Origin of the sequence: Streptococcus halitosis, assembly GCF_023147855.1 — a bacterium.
Taxonomy (GTDB): Bacteria; Bacillota; Bacilli; order Lactobacillales; family Streptococcaceae; genus Streptococcus; species Streptococcus halitosis_B.
Map to the genome: position 1 here is coordinate 510,851 of NZ_JAHXOP010000001.1, position 22,762 is coordinate 533,612.

At 38.4% G+C, this 22,762-nt stretch carries 19 protein-coding genes, 1 tRNA gene and 1 CRISPR repeat array; of the genes, 5 read left to right on the forward strand and 15 right to left on the reverse strand.

Annotation, left to right across the window (positions count from 1 at the left end; translation table 11 throughout):
• A complete protein-coding gene (locus KZX55_RS02560) occupies positions 1 to 378 on the reverse strand; it encodes a DUF1934 domain-containing protein (RefSeq protein WP_248023689.1) in 378 nt (125 codons plus the stop codon).
• Positions 379 to 449: 71 nt separating this feature from the next.
• On the opposite strand from KZX55_RS02560, the gene KZX55_RS02565 reads away from it, so the two are divergent.
• The 3 genes from KZX55_RS02565 to KZX55_RS02575 all read left to right on the forward strand — a co-directional run bounded on the left by KZX55_RS02565 (position 450) and on the right by KZX55_RS02575 (position 3,025).
• Positions 450 to 1,754 carry an HD domain-containing protein gene (locus tag KZX55_RS02565; RefSeq protein ID WP_248023691.1) on the forward strand — a complete coding sequence of 435 codons (1,305 nt, stop codon included), beginning with the start codon at positions 450 to 452 and terminating at the stop codon, positions 1,752 to 1,754.
• A 12-nt stretch (positions 1,755 to 1,766) separates the two neighbouring features.
• The gene (gene yidA / locus KZX55_RS02570; RefSeq protein WP_000023490.1) at positions 1,767 to 2,573 is read left to right on the forward strand and encodes a sugar-phosphatase; all 807 of its coding nucleotides are present in this window, start codon (positions 1,767 to 1,769) and stop codon (positions 2,571 to 2,573) included.
• Between the two features lie 272 nt (positions 2,574 to 2,845).
• Positions 2,846 to 3,025: a hypothetical protein gene (locus tag KZX55_RS02575; RefSeq protein ID WP_001233347.1), complete on the forward strand. Its 180-nt coding sequence runs from the start codon at positions 2,846 to 2,848 to the stop codon at positions 3,023 to 3,025.
• Positions 3,026 to 3,211: 186 nt separating this feature from the next.
• Positions 3,212 to 5,754: direct repeats of the CRISPR family, unit length 36 nt; unit sequence GTTGTACAGTTACTTAAATCTTGAGAGTACAAAAAC.
• Positions 5,755 to 5,825: 71 nt separating this feature from the next.
• On the opposite strand, the gene csn2-St is transcribed toward KZX55_RS02575, so the two are convergent.
• From csn2-St to KZX55_RS02625, 10 genes are all read right to left on the reverse strand, one after another.
• The gene (gene csn2-St, locus KZX55_RS02580; RefSeq protein WP_248023693.1) at positions 5,826 to 6,869 is read right to left on the reverse strand and encodes a CRISPR-associated protein Csn2-St; all 1,044 of its coding nucleotides are present in this window, start codon (positions 6,867 to 6,869) and stop codon (positions 5,826 to 5,828) included.
• Entirely contained in the window at positions 6,866 to 7,189 is a 324-nt protein-coding gene (gene cas2, locus KZX55_RS02585; RefSeq protein WP_001268300.1) for a CRISPR-associated endonuclease Cas2, read from the reverse strand. The genes csn2-St and cas2 overlap by 4 nt, the downstream gene beginning before the upstream one ends.
• A gap of 4 nt (positions 7,190 to 7,193) precedes the next feature.
• Positions 7,194 to 8,102 (reverse strand): type II CRISPR-associated endonuclease Cas1, encoded by a 909-nt coding sequence (cas1, locus tag KZX55_RS02590; protein WP_248023701.1) that lies wholly within the window; start codon positions 8,100 to 8,102, stop codon positions 7,194 to 7,196.
• A gap of 177 nt (positions 8,103 to 8,279) precedes the next feature.
• The gene (cas9, locus tag KZX55_RS02595; RefSeq protein WP_248023710.1) at positions 8,280 to 11,702 is read right to left on the reverse strand and encodes a type II CRISPR RNA-guided endonuclease Cas9; all 3,423 of its coding nucleotides are present in this window, start codon (positions 11,700 to 11,702) and stop codon (positions 8,280 to 8,282) included.
• Positions 11,703 to 11,920: 218 nt separating this feature from the next.
• A tRNA-Arg gene (locus KZX55_RS02600) sits at positions 11,921 to 11,992 on the reverse strand.
• 41 nt (positions 11,993 to 12,033) lie between these two features.
• Positions 12,034 to 12,381: a 50S ribosomal protein L19 gene (gene rplS / locus KZX55_RS02605; RefSeq protein WP_001068669.1), complete on the reverse strand. Its 348-nt coding sequence runs from the start codon at positions 12,379 to 12,381 to the stop codon at positions 12,034 to 12,036.
• Positions 12,382 to 12,499: 118 nt separating this feature from the next.
• Positions 12,500 to 12,829, reverse strand: a complete 330-nt coding sequence (crcB, locus tag KZX55_RS02610; protein WP_033583998.1) for a fluoride efflux transporter CrcB — start codon at positions 12,827 to 12,829, stop codon at positions 12,500 to 12,502.
• Positions 12,823 to 13,197 (reverse strand): fluoride efflux transporter CrcB, encoded by a 375-nt coding sequence (crcB, locus tag KZX55_RS02615; RefSeq protein ID WP_000712109.1) that lies wholly within the window; start codon positions 13,195 to 13,197, stop codon positions 12,823 to 12,825. Before crcB (KZX55_RS02615) ends, crcB (KZX55_RS02610) begins: the two co-directional genes overlap by 7 nt.
• Complete coding sequence (locus KZX55_RS02620) at positions 13,194 to 13,460, reverse strand: chorismate mutase (protein ID WP_033583996.1); 267 nt, start codon at positions 13,458 to 13,460, stop codon at positions 13,194 to 13,196. The genes crcB (KZX55_RS02615) and KZX55_RS02620 overlap by 4 nt, the downstream gene beginning before the upstream one ends.
• A gap of 117 nt (positions 13,461 to 13,577) precedes the next feature.
• Positions 13,578 to 14,021 (reverse strand): flavodoxin, encoded by a 444-nt coding sequence (locus tag KZX55_RS02625; protein WP_001162125.1) that lies wholly within the window; start codon positions 14,019 to 14,021, stop codon positions 13,578 to 13,580.
• 103 nt (positions 14,022 to 14,124) lie between these two features.
• Between KZX55_RS02625 and KZX55_RS02630 the strand changes: the two genes are divergently transcribed.
• Both KZX55_RS02630 and KZX55_RS02635 read left to right on the forward strand, forming a co-directional pair.
• Positions 14,125 to 15,060, forward strand: coding sequence for a DHH family phosphoesterase (locus KZX55_RS02630; protein ID WP_248023712.1), 936 nt, complete (start codon positions 14,125 to 14,127; stop codon positions 15,058 to 15,060).
• 95 nt (positions 15,061 to 15,155) lie between these two features.
• Positions 15,156 to 15,398 (forward strand): type B 50S ribosomal protein L31, encoded by a 243-nt coding sequence (locus KZX55_RS02635; protein ID WP_000710762.1) that lies wholly within the window; start codon positions 15,156 to 15,158, stop codon positions 15,396 to 15,398.
• Between the two features lie 114 nt (positions 15,399 to 15,512).
• On the opposite strand, the gene KZX55_RS02640 is transcribed toward KZX55_RS02635, so the two are convergent.
• The 4 genes from KZX55_RS02640 to KZX55_RS02655 all read right to left on the reverse strand — a co-directional run bounded on the left by KZX55_RS02640 (position 15,513) and on the right by KZX55_RS02655 (position 22,745).
• On the reverse strand, positions 15,513 to 16,847 hold the full coding sequence (locus KZX55_RS02640; protein WP_248023722.1) for an Nramp family divalent metal transporter: 1,335 nt from the start codon (positions 16,845 to 16,847) through the stop codon (positions 15,513 to 15,515).
• A gap of 220 nt (positions 16,848 to 17,067) precedes the next feature.
• Positions 17,068 to 20,244: a carbamoyl-phosphate synthase large subunit gene (gene carB / locus KZX55_RS02645; protein ID WP_248023731.1), complete on the reverse strand. Its 3,177-nt coding sequence runs from the start codon at positions 20,242 to 20,244 to the stop codon at positions 17,068 to 17,070.
• Positions 20,245 to 20,692: 448 nt separating this feature from the next.
• A complete protein-coding gene (locus tag KZX55_RS02650) occupies positions 20,693 to 21,772 on the reverse strand; it encodes a carbamoyl phosphate synthase small subunit (RefSeq protein ID WP_007518675.1) in 1,080 nt (359 codons plus the stop codon).
• Positions 21,773 to 21,821: 49 nt separating this feature from the next.
• Positions 21,822 to 22,745, reverse strand: coding sequence for an aspartate carbamoyltransferase catalytic subunit (locus tag KZX55_RS02655; protein WP_221160635.1), 924 nt, complete (start codon positions 22,743 to 22,745; stop codon positions 21,822 to 21,824).
• Positions 22,746 to 22,762 lie beyond the last annotated feature (17 nt).

Sequence of the window (22,762 nt, forward strand, 5' to 3'; positions counted from 1 at the left end):
TTATCCCCAAGTAATTTCTAATTGATAGCTGGCAAAGGGTTGTCCCTCTTGGTTTTGCAGTTGATAGGCGAGCTCAATCTTTTGCCCATCCAGTTTGTAGTGATTCGTTTGAATGATAAACTCTTGCATTCCCATTGGAGTCGGAATATAGGCTAAACTATCACTATCCTTTAGAAATCTCATAATAGTCTTCGGATTGGAAAAACGGGTCATCACCAGTTCTTCTTCATGAAACTTGAGAACCACTTTTTCCTTTTCCTCATTGTAGAAAAGCAGATAGCTATAATCGCCCTTTTTATGCACTTCCACGTCATAGAGTTGGTCAACGACTTCCAACTGTTCATCAAACTGAATCCTATTTCGCATCCGAATCTTCACATCAAATCCTCTTTCTTGTCTCTTGTCCTACTATTTTACCAAAAAGAGCAGGATTTTGCTATAATGGTCATATGAACGAAAAAGTATTCCGTGACCCAGTTCACAACTATATCCATGTAAATAATCAGGTCATCTATGACTTGATCAATACAAAGGAATTTCAACGTCTGCGCCGTATCAAACAGCTAGGAACTTCCAGCTATACTTTCCATGGTGGGGAGCACAGTCGCTTTTCCCACTGTCTAGGAGTCTATGAGATTGCACGACGCATTACAGAGATTTTTGAAGAAAAATATCCTGAAGAATGGGATCCTGCTGAGTCTCTTTTGACCATGACTGCTGCGCTCCTTCATGACCTCGGGCATGGTGCCTACTCTCATACTTTTGAACATCTTTTTGATACAGATCATGAGGCCATTACTCAGGAAATCATCCAAAGTCCTGAGACAGAGATTCACCAAGTCCTGTTACAAGTAGCACCAGACTTTCCAAAAAAAGTTGCCAGTGTCATCGACCATACCTACCCTAACAAGCAGGTCGTACAGCTCATTTCCAGTCAGATTGATGCGGACCGTATGGACTATCTCTTGCGCGACTCCTATTTTACAGGAGCATCTTATGGGGAATTTGACCTGACTCGCATCCTCCGAGTGATTCGTCCTGTTGAAAATGGTATCGCCTTTCAGCGCAATGGCATGCACGCCATCGAAGACTATGTTCTCAGTCGCTACCAGATGTATATGCAGGTTTATTTCCACCCAGCAACACGCGCCATGGAGGTTCTCCTACAAAATCTCCTCAAACGCGCCAAGGAACTCTATCCTGAAGACAAGGACTTCTTTGCACGCACCTCTCCTCATTTGCTACCTTTTTTTGAAAAGAAAGTTACTCTATCTGACTATCTAGCACTTGATGATGGCGTGATGAATACCTACTTCCAACTCTGGATGACCAGTCCTGACAAGATACTAGCCGACTTGTCGCAACGTTTTGTCAACCGCAAGGTCTTTAAATCCATTACTTTTTCAGAAAAAGACCAAGACCAACTCGCAACCATGAGACAACTGGTTGAAGAAATCGGTTTTGATCCAGACTACTATACAGCCATTCATAAGAACTTTGACCTCCCTTATGATATCTATCGTCCCGAATCTGAAAATCCACGGACACAGATTGAGATTCTACAGAAAAATGGTGAACTGGCAGAACTCTCTAGCTTGTCCCCTATCGTCCAATCCCTTGCTGGCAGCCGCCATGGGGACAATCGTTTCTATTTTCCAAAAGAAATGTTGGACCAAAACAGCATCTTCGCAAGCATTACCCAGCAATTTTTACACTTGATTGAGAACGATCATTTTACCCCAAATAAGAACTAGAAAAGGAAATTTATGAGTATTAAACTAATCGCCGTCGATATCGATGGTACCCTAGTCAACAGTAAAAAGGAGATCACTCCGGAAGTCTTTTCCGCCATCCAAGATGCCAAACAAGCCGGTGTCAAAGTCGTGATTGCAACTGGCCGCCCTATCGCAGGTGTTGCCAAACTTCTGGACGACTTGCAGTTGAGAGACGAGGGTGACTATGTGGTGACCTTCAACGGTGCCCTTGTCCAAGAAACTGCTACTGGCCATGAGATTATCAGTGAATCCTTGACCTATGAGGATTATCTAGATATGGAATTTCTCAGTCGCAAGCTCGGTGTCCACATGCACGCTATTACCAAGGACGGTATCTATACTGCCAATCGCAATATCGGAAAATACACGGTGCATGAATCAACCCTCGTCAGCATGCCCATCTTCTACCGCACTCCTGAAGAAATGGCTGGCAAGGAAATTGTCAAATGTATGTTTATCGATGAACCAGAAATTCTCGATGCTGCGATTGAAAAAATCCCAGCAGAATTTTACGAACGCTACTCTATCAACAAATCTGCTCCTTTCTACCTTGAACTCCTTAAAAAGAATGTAGACAAGGGTTCAGCCATCACTCACTTAGCTGAAAAACTAGGATTGACCAAAGATGAAACCATGGCGATCGGTGACGAAGAAAATGACCGCGCCATGCTAGAAGCCGTTGGAAACCCCGTTGTTATGGAAAATGGAAATCCAGAACTCAAAAAAATCGCCAAATACATCACTAAAACAAATGACGAATCAGGCGTCGCCCATGCCATCCGTACGTGGGTACTGTAGCAAAAGGTAAGAATAGACAAAAGACCGCTCAGGAGAGCGGTTTTTTACACTGTTTATATGCCCCCTGCAAACATAATAATATATATCAGTCTTTCTGGTTTGTTGTTATTCATGGTTTTTAAAAAAAGAAAAACTATTAAAAAATATAAAAAAATAAGTTTTTGGGGGCAAGTTTGGGGCGAAAATATTTAGAAATAATTTATCAAAACGCTTGACATCTCGGTTCTCCGTTATATAGTATGATTAAGATAAAAATTGAGGTAAAGAAAAATATGAGAAAAGTTATTCAAGAATTACTTAATAGTTCTATTTCTACATCTGCTATTTCACAAGGTGCCGGTGTGCCATGGACTACCGTTTCTGACCTCAGAAAAGGAAAAACAAGCATGGACAAAATGGCACTTCTCACAGCAGAAAAACTTTATGAATTTGCTACAGCTGATAAGCAGTGATTTCCGTCACTGCTTTTATTATTGCAAACAAAAAAGCCCGCAAGCCTGAGCCTGCGGTTACAATTCGAACAATATTTTAGAAAATTTCCTTTCTATTTTTAAAAAATTATTTTGTAGTGATCAATCCGTCAGGCTCGATGTTGAAACTTTCTTTTTCAGCCAATCGGCCATCTTCAAGCATGAGGTGTTGTACAGTTACTTAAATCTTGAGAGTACAAAAACTAGATTATGGGTATGGAACAGCAGCAGGATGTTGTACAGTTACTTAAATCTTGAGAGTACAAAAACACCTTTAATTATTCCGTTGATCACGGCCAGGTTGTACAGTTACTTAAATCTTGAGAGTACAAAAACTAGGTCAGACCTTATTTCTTGATTTCAGCAGTTGTACAGTTACTTAAATCTTGAGAGTACAAAAACTTTCAAGCTAGACGATAATACATTCATGTCGTTGTACAGTTACTTAAATCTTGAGAGTACAAAAACCGGAGACGTGGCAGAAGCAGAAGCAGAAGCGTTGTACAGTTACTTAAATCTTGAGAGTACAAAAACATCTATTGGTTGCAGATTCGAGCCCTGTTGGTTGTACAGTTACTTAAATCTTGAGAGTACAAAAACCAAAAGGCGTTGAAGTATCAAAGTTCTCTTGTTGTACAGTTACTTAAATCTTGAGAGTACAAAAACAATCGGTTTCCCAAATTCCCTTAAGTGTTTGTTGTACAGTTACTTAAATCTTGAGAGTACAAAAACCACTATCCAACTGGTCTGTATATTTTTGTAGTTGTACAGTTACTTAAATCTTGAGAGTACAAAAACCTAGTGATGATAGGCTGATAGGGATATCCTGTTGTACAGTTACTTAAATCTTGAGAGTACAAAAACTTCTGTTTGACTTTATCACAGGCTTTCTTAGTTGTACAGTTACTTAAATCTTGAGAGTACAAAAACAAATCATGGCATCTGCGTTTTCATCCATAAGTTGTACAGTTACTTAAATCTTGAGAGTACAAAAACCGAATGTTGCAATTTGGATCGGGAATATGGGTTGTACAGTTACTTAAATCTTGAGAGTACAAAAACTAGCTGTTTTAGTAGCTTGCTTGTTTTTGGTTGTACAGTTACTTAAATCTTGAGAGTACAAAAACAAACGCTCAATGGTTTTTTGAGAAAAGTTCGTTGTACAGTTACTTAAATCTTGAGAGTACAAAAACAGCAAAGTTGCAGATACTACTACTGACCGAGTTGTACAGTTACTTAAATCTTGAGAGTACAAAAACATGGCATACTAAAAGTAACGGATTTAATCGGTTGTACAGTTACTTAAATCTTGAGAGTACAAAAACCTATTATTTTTGTCAATAGAAAATAACACTTGTTGTACAGTTACTTAAATCTTGAGAGTACAAAAACATAGTCAAAAGACTTGTTTATGTCAATGATGTTGTACAGTTACTTAAATCTTGAGAGTACAAAAACTGTGCCAGTGGTCTTAACTTTAAGCAAAAAGTTGTACAGTTACTTAAATCTTGAGAGTACAAAAACTAGCAGTGAGTCTGATATCGCTGAAAAAGTGTTGTACAGTTACTTAAATCTTGAGAGTACAAAAACGGGCGCACTTGGTGGGCTTGCGTCTGGTGGGTTGTACAGTTACTTAAATCTTGAGAGTACAAAAACAAGGGGAGTTATCTGTCCACCAAGTAAGTAGTTGTACAGTTACTTAAATCTTGAGAGTACAAAAACCCAGAGCTTCGCAATCTCCTTCAGATACTTGTTGTACAGTTACTTAAATCTTGAGAGTACAAAAACAAAACTGGAAAGCTCTTGTTAGTACGAACGGTTGTACAGTTACTTAAATCTTGAGAGTACAAAAACCTGAGTACGATAATTCAAAAATCAGAAAAGGTTGTACAGTTACTTAAATCTTGAGAGTACAAAAACGCACTGGACAACATGATGACACTCTCGACAGTTGTACAGTTACTTAAATCTTGAGAGTACAAAAACAAGTAACCTTGTTATCTATTCTTTTTTGCTGTTGTACAGTTACTTAAATCTTGAGAGTACAAAAACTCAATGCTTCCTTCACTAGCTCAGCATCGGTTGTACAGTTACTTAAATCTTGAGAGTACAAAAACACTGAAAAGATTGTTTTTCATTCGTTCAGAGTTGTACAGTTACTTAAATCTTGAGAGTACAAAAACCTTAGGGGTTGTTCCACCCCTAAAACCCCTGTTGTACAGTTACTTAAATCTTGAGAGTACAAAAACTATGGCCCAGCGCCTGGCTTAATTGTTCAAGTTGTACAGTTACTTAAATCTTGAGAGTACAAAAACCCTTATTGTACTCGTAAGCCTCATAAGCTTGTTGTACAGTTACTTAAATCTTGAGAGTACAAAAACGTGGTCTAAACGGGTCAGCTCAAACGCTGGGTTGTACAGTTACTTAAATCTTGAGAGTACAAAAACGTTTCTCTGCTGGGGACTGTGCGTTTTCTTGTTGTACAGTTACTTAAATCTTGAGAGTACAAAAACAAGGGGAATTATCTGTCCACCAAGTAAGGAGTTGTACAGTTACTTAAATCTTGAGAGTACAAAAACGTAAGGTAGGAGGGGTCATGTCGATCGCTGGTTGTACAGTTACTTAAATCTTGAGAGTACAAAAACAAGTGAACGAAATCATGGACGCAATGCCGGGTTGTACAGTTACTTAAATCTTGAGAGTACAAAAACCTCAAATTCGTCAATTTTGATTTTTGCTCCCCTCAAAAATATTATAAATTCTTAAATTCCACTCGTCAATACTATTCTTCCAAATATTTCAATAACATTGGATTGACTGATTCACTACGAAATTTTGTTTTCATTTCATACTGATACAAATTATTCAAAATTTTTAATGCCACTTGATCTTCTACAGATAGACTCATGTGGAGAATGTCCGAGCTAAATAAATAGGATCCAATTTTTCTTAAAGAAGTTAAAAATTCTTGTTCATCAGGTATTTGATTTATTGGATACTGATTGGTAAAGCGATCATACATGAATTCTAGCGAATAAAAATGATCAACATAATCGGAAACAATGTTGATTTCCTCTAAAACTTCTTTCGTGACATGAAGATAACCTTCATTGGAAGGAAACAAAACAATATATAATGAATCATTATGATTAGTAAGAAACTCCATTTTCTCGCAACATTCAACAAAATCACTATAGGATAGAAAATCATCCAAATTTCGTAAGACAAGCAAAAACTTTTCAGAACTGTTCGTCGCCATGACTTCTAACATGGAAAGAAATAATAAAAACTTTGTCTTATTATCTACAAATTCAAAGGATATATTTTTATCATTTTTTCCAAAGTATGGTAAAAAATTCTTTTGAATCAATTGATCCGTATTAAAATATTTTGCTTCGGTATGATAGATAATTTCATCTAATTGAAGATTCAACTTCTGATTCAATAGAAGTGAAATCCTATCTAGATTGTCATTGATATTTTCAATTTGCTCCATTATCTCTATAGAATTAATCTTTTTCTTTATATAATCATAGGCTACTGTTCCTTTTTTATATTCCATTTGTTCAATTAAATCATTGATATTGGACACTTGAATAACACTGAATTCTAACCGGGAAACTATTGTATCGTCTATTAGTATTTTAGGCTCATTTTGTTCAAATAGAACTAAATCTTCCTCACTATATTTTTTTCCTCCAAAATACCATAATAGTATCTGCCAAATATAGTATTTTAATTGCTGATCTTGACCTACAATTTGAGTAAATTGGCCAAAACTTAATGAAATATTATCCTTATACGGATGACTAATGTTCATTTTCATATAACTACCAACTTATTATCACTGACTACTTCTTCTTGCTTTGTTTTTCCACCAATGATTAAAACCATTTCAGAAAATTGTTTCTCAGTCACTGCTAGCAAACGGACATTCCCACTTGGTAAATTACTCTGACTTAATTTTTTATAGAATTTACTAGCAAAACTTCGGTTCGGACAGGTTCGATAATAAACAGAAAACTGCAACATTTCAAAACCGTTTGCGATTAAGTCTTTCCGAAAATTACGATAGACTCTTTTTTCTTGATTTGTTTCCATTGGTAGATCAAAAAAACACAATAATCTCAATGCTTCATACCTCATTTCTTTAGCTCCATTCTACACTCGAAACCATTGGACAGTAAAATTTACTGGTATCCTTATCAGAGATACATTTTAGAAAACCTTTTACATATTTATCCATTGCTACCGTTACAGAACACGTTTCTTTCCCATAACGAATCTTCGCATTTAATGTATCCGTCAACGCAAGACGAAATTCATATTTCAAATACTCTTCATCTCGTAAATTTTGATAGACCCAGACATCGATAATCTGCCGAAAAGGTTCCATTAGGTCATCAACCAAGTTAAATTGGTTATATTCATTCTTATGAAAAATTCCTATTAAGGGATTTAACCCATACCCAGAAATAATACGTGCCATCTGTGCTCTCATGATTGCATAACCATAATTTAGGCCAGCATTGATGACATCCGTTTCCTGTTGTGTAAGACGTACGAATTTTTTTCCAAAGAGTTCGTTAAAATAGACTTTTGCAGCATGGCCTTCACGATTGGTTTTATCTCCATATTCAATATGATCTTTATAGTCTGCTAATAATTGAATGCAATCAATATTTTTCTCAAACATTGCAAGAACATCTTGCTGATTGTTTATTTTGAAATAGGTTACTATTTGCCATAATTTATCTTTTTGCTCCTGCGTCCACAATAATTGCTCCTGTAATTTTTTATAGGCCCTAAAATGGCCATTTTGAGAATGATAAATTCCAGTAGGCAAGTGCTCATTATCACAGACAATCAAGGCAATATTGTACTTACTTAAAGCACTTAATAACCTTAAAGTTACAACAGTCTCCCCTCCTTCTGCTACAATTATCGAAATATCACTCAGTGGGATAACATAGTCTTGACCCATTTTCTTAATTAGAAGATTATCTAACTTCAATTGCATTTTTTCACTCTGACAGACATGCACAATTCTCCAAGTCATCGTATTTTCCTCTTTCACAAAACGAAAACACCCCGCCATAAATGACAGGGTGTTGAATTCGGCATGAAGCCTTATCTTTGTAGCTTCTGCAAGATTTAAGTAACTGTGCAAGGCGTCCCTTGCAGTTACTATTATAATACATTGTACAAGCGTTTGCAACTCTTTTTTAAAAATATTTTAAAATTTGAGTTTTGGTTTGTCACCCTCTTTTTTGATAAAATGTTTATTACCCAAAACATCTGTTTTGACTTTGTAAATAGAAAGATTTTCTATTTGCATATTTTTTTGGAATTGATTAGAGGAAGGTGGTACCTTTCCTAATACTTCAAGTTCTTCTCCTTTCTCAAATTTTGCTTTTTCATAAGGTTTCAATTCTATTTTATGTTTTTCAAAACTTTTTGGATTATCTTTCCCAGTACGAGACCAAAATCTAAAGAATTGTTGACAATTCGTTTCAGTATCTTTAATTAAAATTAAATCATTCTTATACAGGGTAAACTTAAATTCAGAATTTTTACCAATTCCCTCTTTCTCTCTTAATTCATTATACGTCTCTGTAGAAATACCATAAGCACCACCTTCTTCAAAAGGCAAATCTGCATACTTTAATCCTAAAAATTCATATTTTTTAGTTTCCATATTGTAATACACATCTGTTCTCCAAGGATTTAAAGATAACAAAGCTACAGTATTTCGACTCCCTTCAGGAGTTATATTTTTGTGTTTACCTAATAAAATATCGTAATATTTAAGACTTTTAATTTCTGGACCATTGCCTTTTTTACTGTACTTACGGATTGGTCCATTTTCTTGTCTATATTTCTCAAATGGATTAAAATCGACTAATTTTCCAGCTTTATCGTATTCTTTAAATGGTCGATATTGTTCCATTATCTTCTCTATTACTTCGTCCCAAGTTTTTCTATCTTTCTGAAACATTAAGAATTGGGATTTATCCTTATTGTATAAATCTAAAAACTTATAGAACCCAGTTTTAGAAGGGGTTTTAGTCCCTAAAGAATAGATATCTTTAATTTTTCCCAAAGTATAAGTGTATTCTTTTTTCTCTTTATCCAACTTTGCTTTTCTTGTTGCATAAATTGTAGCATCTGAAATTTTTCGATTAAATTTTGAATCTACTTGATAAGAAAATAGTATACTATCCTCAAATGTCTTGCTACTTAATGTATCAACAAAATGGTCATAAGGCGCTTTAAACACTAACTCTTTGTATTCATCATCAGTTAACGAAATAATTTCTCCAGTCTGTGAATCAACAAACTGTCCTTCTTTATAAGCAATCAGAGGATTATTCTGTTTTTTCCATAATCTTAATTGACTAGAAGCGGCAATAATTAAGGCATCCACAGCATGATGATGGTAGGTTTCACGAGATTTTTCAAGTCCCCACTTTCTTCTTAGCTGAGAGGTAAATTGTCCACGTACTACTGAAATAGTTGTATCGAAATTATGATTTTTATAAAAATCTTGTAGAGCATTTAAAACAACTCGAGAAGAATATCGAGTGTCAACCAAATTTCGTTCGATGAATTTCTGCTTCACTTCAATTTTACTAATATCTTCTTCCGTTAAAAGGTACTCTTTCTTTTTATTACCTAATAATTTAGACTCTTTTACATAAGACTTAAACTCACGGTAGGACCAGGCATCATCCATACTATCTAAAGCCTGAAACGGTGTACGTTGTCCCTTTTCTTGGTTTGCTGTGGCAAGAACCAATACTTTATTAGATAGACTATCATCAAACGATAAAGAAAGAGGTAAAATATGGTCGATTTCGTACTTATACTGATTATGAATTAAATCTGAAATCGGAATACTCTTCCCAGTATAGAGACACTTTTCTCCCTGTTGATGCCATAAACGAATCTTAGTAGCTAATTCCTTATGCCCATGAAAAATGTTATCCGGCAACTCTTTTTTCCCATTGTATTGAAACGCCGCTTTTTCCATAGCCGCATATTTCTCATCTTGGTTTGCCTTTTGACGTTTTATATAATCTTTCTTAGCGTCTTCTTCGTTATTTTCACGCGCCATTTCGATAACGATATTATCAAAGATACCATGTTTTTTAGTTGCTTCGTTGATTATTTTTATAGCTTGTCTGACGGATTTTGCTACTACAGGGTTATAAATTTCTTCTGTTAATTCTTTTTCATCAATATACTTGGTTCTTTTTGATGTTTCTTTAGATTTTTGTTTCCCCAATCGTGTTAGAATTGTCATTTGCTCTTCTGAAGTTTCATAGAGTTCTGGTATCAATTCCATCATGAGTTTAAGGGAAAAATTATGCCATCCCTTACTAAATAGACTGCTATTATTTTTTCTAAATTGAACCAATTCAAGTACTTGATCTTGACTAAAAGAATCTTTTAACTTTGTGTTAATCGCTTCTTCTATACCTTCTCGTTCAGTATTTAGAGTTAAAATATGTGCAAGCTCATCTAGAACATTTCTAGACAATTCCCCAACTGAAATTGTTTCTAGCGATTGCATTTTTCGATAGACTTCAAAAGTATGTATTTCAGGTTTATTGTTTACATCAACTCGATAACCACGTATCTGATCTACTGAAGTATCAATCATTTTAGCAATGTATTTCAATAAGGTTGAAGCCCCTAATGTTTTCGCCGACTTTGCATATTCAATGATTGTTTTCTTTTGTTCCTCACTCAGTTTCTTAGTCTCTGTAGGAACTGTTAAATTATTTAGATCATTTAGCAAGTTAAACTCTTGAGCAGTATAGGAAGCTTTAGAAGCTCTGTATTCATTAGGATAAAATGTACATTTACCAATTAAAACACCAAAAATATTATCTAATGTTACGTACTCCCCTTTAGAGTCTTTATGAGTAGTATACCGTCCATAATCCGTCCGAGATTTTTCATTTCCTGGTCCATGATAATATTTTCTTTTCCCTGTAAGGATTTTTAGATAATCCTCTATAAATTCATCCGTAATCTGATTATTAAAGTCTTGCTGTTTTCTTAAAATTCTTTCAGCTTCCTTTTTATACGCAGATGTTGAAAAAACATTAATCAATCGGCATTTCTCACCATTTTCCACAACAGTGAAATCTCCCCTTAATTGACCATATTTTTCAAAACGCTCTAGTTGGATTTGACCTGGTGTTTGTTCAGCAAGTAATTTTCTATTTTCTTCAACTGCCTTACCATAATCAGACGATACTGTACCCCCATCCTCAGAAGCATCATCCAAATAGCTAATACCACGTCTCTTAACAATGTTCTTTAAAGCTATGAACAGCTCTTCATTCGTTAGTTGCTGATCCAAGCCATCTACACGAAGTCGATATGGATTAAGATTAATGGATACCTTAGAAAAATCAGTTAACAAACCATAGTATTCAAATAGATCCTTAAGCCGAGCACCACGGTGTTTTTTTCGACGATGTAATCGTCGAGCCTGTCTATTTTTTCTTCTTTCAACATTATTGTCAGCAGTTGCAGCAGGAAAAATTCGTGAACTAGCATGAACAATCTTTCCAGAATTCTTTTCTAGAATTCCCACTCCTACGGAGGCAATACCGATATCTAATCCTAAAACTAAACCATTCATAATTATACTCCTAACTAATCATCATATTAATTAAATTTTACTCCTTGCTTCCTAAAAAATCAAATCATTATATGCAATTAACTAAAATATCCTGTCTTTTTATAATTATATGCAAATTCTCACGTTATCATCATTGATAAAAAACAAAAAAGCGTGATCTCACGCTTTGGAGTTGTATTTATCTTGAGTGATTTCTACATAAAAATCAATAGTTTCTATGCCCCCTGCAGGAATCGAACCTGCAACTACTCCTTAGGAGGGAGTTGTTATATCCATTGAACTAAGGGAGCTAGAGAAAAACCCTGCTGGGTAAGCAGAGTTTTTAGTCGAATTAACGACGGATTTCTTTGATACGAGCTGCTTTACCTTGAAGAGCACGCAAGTAGTACAATTTCGCACGACGTACTTTACCGTAACGAACAACTTCGATCTTTTCAACACGTGGAGTGTGGATTGGGAAGATACGCTCAACACCTACACCGTTAGAGATTTTACGAACTGTGTAGTTTTCTGAGATGCCTGCACCTTTACGTGCAATAACAACACCTTCAAAAATCTGGATACGTTCACGGTTACCTTCGACAACTTTCGCGTGTACACGAACAGTGTCACCAGGACGGAATGATGGGATATCTGTACGAAGTTGACCTTCAGTCAAGCTTTGGATTAATGGATTCATTTTATTCTCCTATCTTTGTCAATCTTGAGGAACCTTCCTCAGCGGATAAACTGTATTTTTGTGCGTCCATTACACACAGGATATAGTCTACCAAATTTCTACCTAAAAGTAAAGAAATTTATAGCAGAATTCCTAAAAAAATCGCCACTAAGCCGCCTATGTAAGTTAAGAGAAAATAGCTATAAAATACCTTCTTGTCACTTAATAGTCTTTGCAGCTCGTCATTCAAGGTTGAAAAGGTCGTCAACCCTCCACAAAAACCTGTCGCTAGGATAGCATAGATTTCCTTGGACTCCACATGATTGTAGAGTAGGCCAATTAAAAAACATCCTAGAAGATTGGCAAGGAGAGTTCCTAGAGGTAATTTTGAAGCTTGATTATAGCGGGAAAAGAAATAACGCACCAGGGCTCCGAACCCGCAGGCGATTGCAAGATAAACGATTACCATTTCTTCCTCCCTAGAACATAAGCCAAGAGTAGACCTCCTCCAATACTCAAAAGCAGATAGATGATTAAGCTAAGATAACGCCCGGTATCAAGCAGTTTTACTGCATCAAGCATTAGGCTAGAAAAGGTTGTCAGGCCACCGCAAAAACCCGTCCCCAGCGCCAAAATTAAGCCTTTACTAGTTCTCTTATAGACCAAATAGCCTTTCACCAGATAGACTAGGCAGAATATTCCCAGATAATTGACGAGAAGGGTTCCCCAAGGAAATTCAGGACTGGCTGGCAACTGACTAGATACAAAGTAGCGGATAAGGCCTCCCACCATTGCAGCCAGAAAAATTCCAAGCGGATAAAATTGTTCTTTTTTCATTTGATATTTTGATCCTGATAATCACGCGAACGTTTGAGTATGTCAGAAAAAGTCGCAACAATAGTCTCCTGATAGCGCTTGTCCTCTACACGACTTCTAACCTTTTCAAAAATAACCGCTTCTCTCTTAGAATCTAAAATAGGTTTTCTTGAGGCTTTCTTATAGGCAACTACTCCCTCAACCAAATGCATCCGTTCTTCCAAGAGCTTGACGATTTGGTCGTCGATTTGATCAATTTCTTGCCGAATCATATCTAAGTTCATACAGTCTCCTCCTTTATTTGAATTATTGTATCAAAAACCCTCTAAATAGGCTAGTAAAATCCCAAAAAAACTAATAAAAAAACGCACTGACTTCTTCCAGTCAGCGCAGTTTGATTCTTATCCTACTTTTGCAGCCAATTCTTCTGCGAATTGTTCCAAACGTTCGATGTCTTCTTCTTCAGCAGAAAGATCAACTTTAACACACTCTGAACCTTTTTCTGCTCCTGTCGCTACAAAAACACGATCAAAGTCATCAACAGCCTTACAGAATTCGTCGTAGAAAGTATCTCCTGAACCGACCACTCCGTAGATTTTGCCATTCAAGTTGAGATCTGCTAGATCTTCATAGAAGTCCATCATCTCATCTGGCAATTCTCCGTCTCCGTAAGTATAAGTCGCAACGATTGCGATGTCCGCCTCCAAGAAGTCTGAAGCGTCAACAGTCGTACATTCATCCACATCGACATCCAAGCCCAAGTCACGCAATTTATCTGCTACAATATCTGCAATTTCTTCGGTATTACCGGTCATACTGGCAAATACAATTTTTGCTAATGCCATATCGTCCTCCTCAATTTATCTTTCTCCATTATATCATATCTTTTTCATTTTAAAAATAAAAATTCTTGTGCTACAATGAAATGAGAAAGAATTGAGGTTATTTATGGACATTTGCCAGCAAATTTTAGAGAAAATCAAAGAATACGATACCATTATCATTCATCGTCATATGAAACCAGACCCTGATGCCTTGGGAAGTCAGGTGGGCTTGAAAACTCTTCTTACACACCATTTTCCAGAAAAGACTATCAAAGCGGTCGGTTTTAACGAACCCACTCTAACCTGGATGGCGGAAATGGATACTGTCCAAGACAGTGACTACCAAGGAGCTCTTGCTATTATTTGTGATACAGCGAATCGTCCTCGTATCGATGATAAACGCTACGAACAAGCTGCTTTCACCATCAAAATTGATCACCATCCAAACGATGATATCTATGGTGACCTATCTTGGGTGGATACAAGTTCAAGCAGTGCCAGTGAGATGATTGCATTATTTGCTCAAGAAAATCAGCTAGCTTTGTCTAGTGAAGCGGCACGACTTCTCTATGCAGGAATTGTCGGGGATACAGGGCGTTTTCTCTACCCGTCAACTAGTGCTCGTACCTTTAGAATAGCTGGCCAGCTCCGAGAAATTGATTTTGACTTTGCTGGATTATCTCGTCAAATGGATACCATGAGCTTTAAGATTGCAAAACTTCAAGGCTATGTCTATGACCATTTAGAAGTTGATGAGAATGGGGCTGCACGCGTTCTGCTTACTCAAGAAATCTTGGAAAAATATAAGGTTACGGATGCTGAAACGGCTGCGATTGTCGGAGCACCTGGCCGAATTGATACTGTTAAGGCTTGGGCTATCTTTGTTGAGCAAGCTGATGGCCACTTCCGCGTGCGTATGCGCAGTAAAATCACCCCTATCAATGAAATTGCCAAACAACACGACGGAGGAGGACACCCATTAGCCAGTGGCGCCAATTCCTATAGTCTAGAAGAAAACGAAATTATCTATCAAAAGTTAAAAAACTTGCTTAAATACTGATAAAATACTTGCCAAACTTTTCAGAATCTGATAGACTAGTATGGTAACAATCTATGGCTCGCAAAGAGACCATGGCAGAAAGGAAATATTGCAAAATGAAAAAAGATATCCATCCAGAATATCGCCCAGTTGTCTTCATGGACACAACTACTGGTTACAAATTCCTTAGCGGTTCAACTAAACGCTCTAACGAAACTGTTGAGTTCGAAGGCGAAACTTACCCATTGATCCGTGTGGAAATTTCATCAGACTCACACCCATTCTACACTGGACGTCAAAAGTTCACTCAAGCAGATGGACGTGTGGATCGTTTCAACAAAAAATACGGTCTCAAATAACAAGAAAAAGAACAGTTTCAACTGTTCTTTTTTGCACTTCTTTTTATAAACCAACCACTACTATTATCTCAATATCAAGCTTCAAGCTAGTGCCGAGAACTAATTTGAACAAGTTTAAAAAATATCGAATAGAAGCTTGATATTGAGAATGGTCAAGATGATTGAAACTGCGTAACCTAGGATTGTGTTCCACTTGGCATTAGTGAATTCTCCCATCAGTGACTTCTTAGAGGTCAGATAGATTAAGGGAAAGATTGAAAACGGAAGAGCGATTGACAGAAAGACCTGTGAATAGACCAATAACTGATCCAAGGTTTTTTCTTGATATCCAAACAAAACGGCGACTATAATCACAGGTAGCAAGGCAAAAATACGTGTACCGATACGGATGAGCCACTGAGGCAATCTTAGATGTAAGAAGCCTTCCATGACAATCTGTCCTGTCAAAGTGCCTGTAATAGTCGAATTTTGGCCGCTTGCTAGGAGGGCTAGAGCAAATAAAGTTGACAAGGTTGAGCTGGCTATTGCTCCTGCTATTGTCGAATCCTGTAAAGCATTGTACATTTGAGAAAAAGCTGAAATTTCAGATGCATGACCAAAAAAGAGGGAGGCACCTAAAATGAGAAGCAAGGAATTGACAATGAAGGCTAGGGACAACTGAAGATTTGAATCCCAGGTCATAAAACGAACGGCTTTTCGAACATCCTTCTTATCTTTGTGATTGATTTTTCTTGTTTGGGATAGAGAGGAATGAAGATAGAGATTATGGGGCATGACTGTCGCACCTACAATCCCTAAAGCCAAGGTCAATTGACTTTCATGGCCTGGTAACGGTGTTTCAAATAAAGTTGAAGTTGGTAAATAACCACCAATAATCCCCTGGATACTTGGATTGGATAAGGCCACAAGATAGGCAAAGATGGCTAATATGGTTAAAATAAGAGTCGTAACAATGGCTTCAATTTTTTTGAAACCAAATTTCATCAATAAAAGTAACAAAAATACATCTAAAACGGTTAGAAGGATAGCAATCATAATCGGTATTTTAAACAAAAGATTTAAGGCAATTGCTGAACCTAAAACTTCAGCCAAATCTGTCGCCATTAAAGCTAATTCTAAAATCACCCATAAACTATAGCGAAGCCACTTGGGAGCATGATGAGCCGTTGCCTGCGCTAGGTCCATCCTAGTCACGATACCGAGCTTTCCAGCCATCTGTTGTAACTGCATAGCAATGATGGATGAAATTAAAATAACAAATAAAAGGCTGTACTTGTAGGAGGCGCCACCAACCACGCTGGTGATCCAGTTTCCTGGATCCATGTAGCCAACTGCCACAAGTGCACCAGGTCCTAAAAATGCTTTTAGATTTTGCCAAAAATGATTGTTATTTGGAGTCTCAATAGATTGATTGATCTCAGAAAGAGAGACTTTTTCATAAGAGGACATAGGGATTTCCCACTTTCTAATCTGTCTTTACATATTTCTTAATAGAATATTCTTTGAAAGAATGATGAAAATAGTTTACCTATTTCCAATTCATCCTTATTATATCACATTTTAGAATGATTCCTAATAAAAGAAATGATAATTGAAATAGGCAATATCAGTATTGTAAAAGCCAGCGTTTTTTGACGCTGGCTTTAAAACTGTGAAAAATATTTCTCAACTAGATCGCTTCTGTGACAAAACTACGGCTTTCAAGCACTCTAAGCATGGCATTAGCTGTATCTAGGGCTGTAAAGAGTGGCACACCATGTTCAATGGCTGAACGACGGATTTGCTCACCATCTTCGTCAGCAGTTCGTTTGGTTCCGACAGTATTGATGATCGCTTGGATTTTTCCTTTACGGACAAAGCTTGGGATATCCTGTTCATCGTCACCAATCTTACCAACAGGTTGAGCTTGCAGTCCATGACTGGCAAAGAAGGCTGCTGTCCCTTCTGTCGCGAGGATACCGTAGCCGATATTTTGGAAACGACGAGCTAAATCTAAAGCTTCTTCTTTTGCATCATCAGCGATGGTAAAGACAACATTACCAAAAGTAGGCAAGTGAAGGTATGAAGCTTCAAAAGCTTTATAGAGCGCTTTTTCAAGAGTAGTATCAGAACCCATAACTTCCCCTGTCGATTTCATTTCAGGACCGAGCAAGCTGTCTACTTTCGCTAGCTTGGTAAAGGAGAAGACTGGCGCTTTGATATGAACTCGTGTGCTTTCAGGGTAAAGTCCATCTTGGTAACCAAGTTCTTCGAGACTTTGACCAAGAATCAACTTAGTCGCTACCTGAGCCATAGGGATATTGGTTACCTTAGAAAGGAATGGAACCGTACGGCTGGCACGTGGATTGACCTCAATAACGTAGACTTTTTCATCCTTGATAACAAACTGGATGTTCATCATTCCAAGGCAGTTAAGACCAATTGCTAGGCGTTTAGTATAGTCTGCGATTGTTTCTTGCACCTTTTGCGACAAGGTTTGTGGTGGATAAACGGCCATTGAATCACCTGAGTGGACACCAGCTCGTTCGATATGTTCCATGATACCAGGGATAAGGACATTTTCTCCATCTGAAATAGCATCAACTTCACACTCTTGTCCAACGATGTAAGAGTCAACAAGGACTGGGTGGTCTGGACTAGCCTTAACAGCCGTACGCATGTAAGAACGGAGATCTTCTTCGTTTTCAACGATTTCCATGGCACGTCCACCAAGTACATAAGATGGGCGGACAAGAACTGGGAAGCCAATCTTGCGAGCTGCAAGAACTGCTTCTTCTTCATTGGTAGCCGTTTGTCCTGGTGGCTGTGGAATATCCAATTCTTTTAGGGCTTGCTCAAAGAGGTCACGGTCTTCGGCACGGTCTAGGTCAGCAACCTGTGTACCAAGGATGGTCACACCTGCTTTTGCCAATGGCTCCGCAAGGTTGATGGCTGTTTGACCACCAAACTGAACGATAACCCCTTTTGGTTGCTCCAAGTCAATGACGTTCATAACATCTTCAAATGTCAATGGCTCAAAGTAAAGCTTATCTGATACAGAGAAGTCGGTTGAAACTGTTTCTGGGTTTGAGTTCATGATGATAGCTTCATAACCAGCAGCCTGAATAGCCTTAACAGAGTGAACGGTTGCGTAGTCAAACTCAACCCCTTGACCGATACGAATTGGACCTGAACCTAGAACAAGTACAGATTCTTTATCAGACTTGATAGATTCATTTTCCCAACCATAGGTTGAATAGAAGTATGGTGTTTCAGAGTCAAATTCTGCCGCACAAGTATCTACCATCTTATAAACTGGAACAATCTTGTTTTCCAAGCGAAGTTGACGAACGTGATCAGCAGTCGTTTTCCAGAGTTCAGCAATCTTACGGTCTGAAAATCCATTTAGTTTAGCTGTTTTAAAAACGTCTATATCTTGTGGATGAGCACCTAATTCTTGCTCAATTTCAAAGATATGCAAGAGTTTATCCAGATAGAAGATATCAATTTTTGTAAGCTCAGCGATTTCCTCTGGTGTGTAACCACGGCGAATGGCTTCTGACACGTAGAAGAGGCGGTCATCTTGGGCTTTAACAACTTTTTCAATCAAGGCATCATCAGAAACTGATGCAAGTTCAGGCATTTCATTGTGGTGAACGCCAATTTCAAGTGAACGACAAGCTTTAAGAAGTGATTCTTCGATGTTGCGACCGATAGCCATAACTTCCCCAGTCGCCTTCATCTGAGTACCCAGGCGGCGCTCACCCTTTTCAAACTTGTCAAATGGGAAACGTGGAATCTTGGCAACGACGTAGTCGAGGGCTGGCTCAAACATGGCATAGGTTGAGCCTGTAACTGGATTGATAACCTCATCCAAGGTCAAACCAACGGCAATTTTGGCAGCCAATTTAGCAATTGGATAACCTGTCGCCTTAGATGCAAGGGCTGAGGAACGTGATACACGAGGGTTTACTTCGATGACATAGTACTTGAAGCTGTGCGGATCAAGGGCTAGCTGAACGTTACATCCACCTTCAATCTTAAGGGCACGAATGATGCTCAAGCTCGCGTCACGTAGCATTTGGTTTTCATAGTCTGACATGGTTTGCGCAGGAGCAAATACGATGGAATCACCTGTGTGAATCCCAACTGGGTCAAAGTTTTCCATGTTACATACGACAAGGGCATTGTCAGCTGAGTCACGCATGACTTCGTATTCGATTTCCTTGAAACCTGCAATGGAACGCTCAATCAAACATTGGGTAACAGGTGACAATTTCAAACCATTTTCAGCGATTTCACGCAATTCTTCCTCATTGGCACACATACCACCACCAGTACCACCAAGAGTAAAGGCTGGGCGGACGATGACTGGATAGCCAATTGTCGCTGCAAAGGCAACTGCTTCTTCTACTGTGTTGACAATTTCAGACTCTGGAATTGGTTGTTCCAATTCTTCCATCAATTGTTTAAAGAGGTCACGATCCTCTGCTTGGTCAATGGCAGATAATTTGGTACCTAGAAGTTCAACACCAAGCTCATCTAGGATACCATTTTTAGATAATTCCATGGCCATATTAAGACCTGTCTGACCACCGAGTGTTGGGAGCAAGGCATCTGGACGCTCCTTACGTAGAATACGCGTCACAAACTCAAGTGTAATCGGTTCGATGTAAACCTTGTCAGCAATTTCCTTGTCCGTCATGATAGTTGCAGGGTTTGAGTTAACTAAGACAACCTCATAACCTTCCTCTTTCAACGACAAGCAAGCCTGGGTCCCGGCATAGTCAAACTCAGCAGCCTGACCAATAATAATCGGACCAGAACCAATCACCATAATTTTTTGAATATCAGTACGTTTAGGCATATATAAGATATTAAGGGCGTCAAGCGAACAAAGCTAAAATAGGAGTTATGACGAAGAACTCTCAGTTCTAGGAATAACTATCTTTTTAGCACCGTCCGTAGCCCGTATTCAGTTCAGCAAATACGGACCACCCTTCTCCTTTCTATTCGTCGCCTCACAGAGCGACATTAAATAAATTCTCCGACGATTTTTTAGAGAAACGATATTTTTCGATAAAAAATCTAGTGCAGGGAGTTTTTAGTTCGCCTGATAGCGACTAAAAGAAACGACCTGCCTTTCTATTTGGCAACTCTCAGGTTGCCATTAAATAAGATACAAAGGACGAATAGAGAGCGATTGAATTTTAGGAAACCAAGGAAGGATTGACAATCCAAGTTGGTTTCTCTAAATTCTGAGCTTTCCGTCCGTGTTCAGTTACATAAATTCTCCGACGAGCTTTTACTCGTTCTTAGTTTGATTGTTTAAAAGCTTCCATCATCTCGATAAACTCGTCAAATAGATAGCTGGCATCGTGTGGACCAGGAGCTGCATCTGGGTGGAATTGTACAGAAAAACCTGGTTGGTATCTGTGACGTACACCTTCAACTGACTTATCATTGATTTCTTCGTGAGTAATAATCAAGTGCTCTGGCAAGTCCTCACGGCTAACTGCATAACCGTGGTTCTGGCTGGTGAAGTCTATACGGCCTGTAGCAATCTCACGTACAGCGTGGTTAAATCCTCGGTGACCAAACTTCATCTTGTAGGTCTTAGCCCCGTTTGCCATGGCAAAGAGTTGGTGTCCCATACAAATACCGAAAATTGGAATTTTCCCTTGCACACCACGGATCATGTCCAGTGCTTCTGGAACATCTTCTGGGTTACCTGGACCATTTGACAACATAACTCCATCAGGATTGAGGTGGAGAATTTCTTCCGCTGTTGTTGAATACGGAACAACCGTCACGTTACAGTTGCGCTTAGAAAGTTCGCGTAAGATGGAGTGTTTGAGACCAAAGTCGACCAGTACGACACTTAATCCAACTCCAGGAGCTGGATAGGAAGTTTTAGTAGAAACCTGTTTGATATTGTCTGTCGGCAAGACTGTTGCTTGGAGCTGGGCTGTGATATGGTCCATGGTATCGCCAACATGTGTAAGGGTTGCACGCATCGTACCATGCTTGCGGATAATTTTTGTAAGAGCACGGGTGTCAATTCCTGAAATACCAGGGATTTTCTTGGCTTTCAAAAATTCATCCAAGGTCATTTGGTTGCGCCAGTTACTTGCTCTACGCGCTTCTTCGAAAACAACAACTCCTTTACAAGTTGGAATGATGGATTCATAATCATCACGGTTAATTCCATAATTCCCCACCAAAGGATAGGTAAAGGTCAAGATTTGTCCATTATAAGACTGGTCTGTAATGGATTCTTGATAGCCGGTCATCCCTGTATTAAAGACGATTTCGCCTGTTACATCAATGTCTGCTCCGAAGGCCTTGCCTTCAAAAACTGTGCCATCTTCTAATACTAGAAGTCTTTTTGTCATATTTTCACCTCTCGTGGACGCTCACTGGCGTCTTTTAACGTCTTGTGTTTTAGTTGGCGTTTCTACTCGCCAATACGGATTCTAAAATTGCCATTCGAACAAAGACACCGTTGGTCATTTGTTGGACAATGCGTGATTTTGGCGCTTCAACCAAGTGATCAGCAATTTCCACATCTCGATTAACTGGAGCAGGATGCATAATGATTGCTGTTTCTTTTAAGCGATTATAGCGTTCTTGGTTTAAGCCGTGTTGAGCATGGTAGTCTTCTTTTGAAAAAACGGCTCCACTTTCATGGCGTTCATGTTGAACTCGGAGTAACATCAAAACATCCACCTGATCAACAATCTCATCAATAGTTACAAACTGTCCATAGTCCGCAAACTCTTGACTTCTCCATTCCTCAGGTCCTGCAAAGAACAGTTCAGCACCCAAGCGTTTCAAAATCTGCATATTGGATTTGGCAACACGTGAGTGGTCCAAGTCACCTGCAATAGCAACCTTGAGACCCTCAAAGTGACCAAATTCCTCATAAATGGTCATCAAATCAAGCAGGCTCTGACTAGGGTGTTGTCCTGAGCCATCTCCACCATTGATAATGGAAGTCGTAATGGTTGGACTCGCAATCAGTTCTTTATAATAATCGACCTCTGGGTGACGAATCACACAGACATCTACACCAAGCGCAGACAAGGTTAAGATGGTATCATAAAGTGTCTCACCCTTATTGACCGAGCTGGTCTTCACATCAAAGTCAAGTCGCTCCAGCCCTAGCTTAATCTCTGCCACTTCAAAGGACTTATGCGTTCGTGTAGAATCCTCAAAAAAAAGATTTGAAACAATCGGATGGTCTTCATAAGGAAGCTGGGCTCCATTTTTAAACTCAATTCCTCGCTTAATCAATTTCATCACTTGATTAACAGTGAGGTCTTCCATAGAAACCACATGGTTCAATGCTTGTTGATTTTCTGACATGGCTACTCCTTCAGCTT

Coding starts and splice junctions, on each gene's coding strand:
- KZX55_RS02650 (WP_007518675.1), bottom strand. CDS start 21,772: ATGACAAAAAGACTTCTAGTATTAGAAGATGGCACAGTTTTTGAAGGC.
- KZX55_RS02625 (WP_001162125.1), bottom strand. CDS start 14,021: ATGGCATTAGCAAAAATTGTATTTGCCAGTATGACCGGTAATACCGAA.
- crcB (WP_033583998.1), bottom strand. CDS start 12,829: ATGGTAATCGTTTATCTTGCAATCGCCTGCGGGTTCGGAGCCCTGGTG.
- KZX55_RS02620 (WP_033583996.1), bottom strand. CDS start 13,460: ATGAACTTAGATATGATTCGGCAAGAAATTGATCAAATCGACGACCAA.
- rplS (WP_001068669.1), bottom strand. CDS start 12,381: ATGAATCCATTAATCCAAAGCTTGACTGAAGGTCAACTTCGTACAGAT.
- KZX55_RS02635 (WP_000710762.1), top strand. CDS start 15,156: ATGAAAAAAGATATCCATCCAGAATATCGCCCAGTTGTCTTCATGGAC.
- KZX55_RS02640 (WP_248023722.1), bottom strand. CDS start 16,847: ATGTCCTCTTATGAAAAAGTCTCTCTTTCTGAGATCAATCAATCTATT.
- csn2-St (WP_248023693.1), bottom strand. CDS start 6,869: ATGAAAATGAACATTAGTCATCCGTATAAGGATAATATTTCATTAAGT.
- cas9 (WP_248023710.1), bottom strand. CDS start 11,702: ATGAATGGTTTAGTTTTAGGATTAGATATCGGTATTGCCTCCGTAGGA.
- cas1 (WP_248023701.1), bottom strand. CDS start 8,102: ATGACTTGGAGAATTGTGCATGTCTGTCAGAGTGAAAAAATGCAATTG.
- KZX55_RS02655 (WP_221160635.1), bottom strand. CDS start 22,745: ATGTCAGAAAATCAACAAGCATTGAACCATGTGGTTTCTATGGAAGAC.
- KZX55_RS02565 (WP_248023691.1), top strand. CDS start 450: ATGAACGAAAAAGTATTCCGTGACCCAGTTCACAACTATATCCATGTA.
- cas2 (WP_001268300.1), bottom strand. CDS start 7,189: ATGAGGTATGAAGCATTGAGATTATTGTGTTTTTTTGATCTACCAATG.
- yidA (WP_000023490.1), top strand. CDS start 1,767: ATGAGTATTAAACTAATCGCCGTCGATATCGATGGTACCCTAGTCAAC.
- crcB (WP_000712109.1), bottom strand. CDS start 13,197: ATGAAAAAAGAACAATTTTATCCGCTTGGAATTTTTCTGGCTGCAATG.
- KZX55_RS02575 (WP_001233347.1), top strand. CDS start 2,846: ATGAGAAAAGTTATTCAAGAATTACTTAATAGTTCTATTTCTACATCT.
- KZX55_RS02630 (WP_248023712.1), top strand. CDS start 14,125: ATGGACATTTGCCAGCAAATTTTAGAGAAAATCAAAGAATACGATACC.
- carB (WP_248023731.1), bottom strand. CDS start 20,244: ATGCCTAAACGTACTGATATTCAAAAAATTATGGTGATTGGTTCTGGT.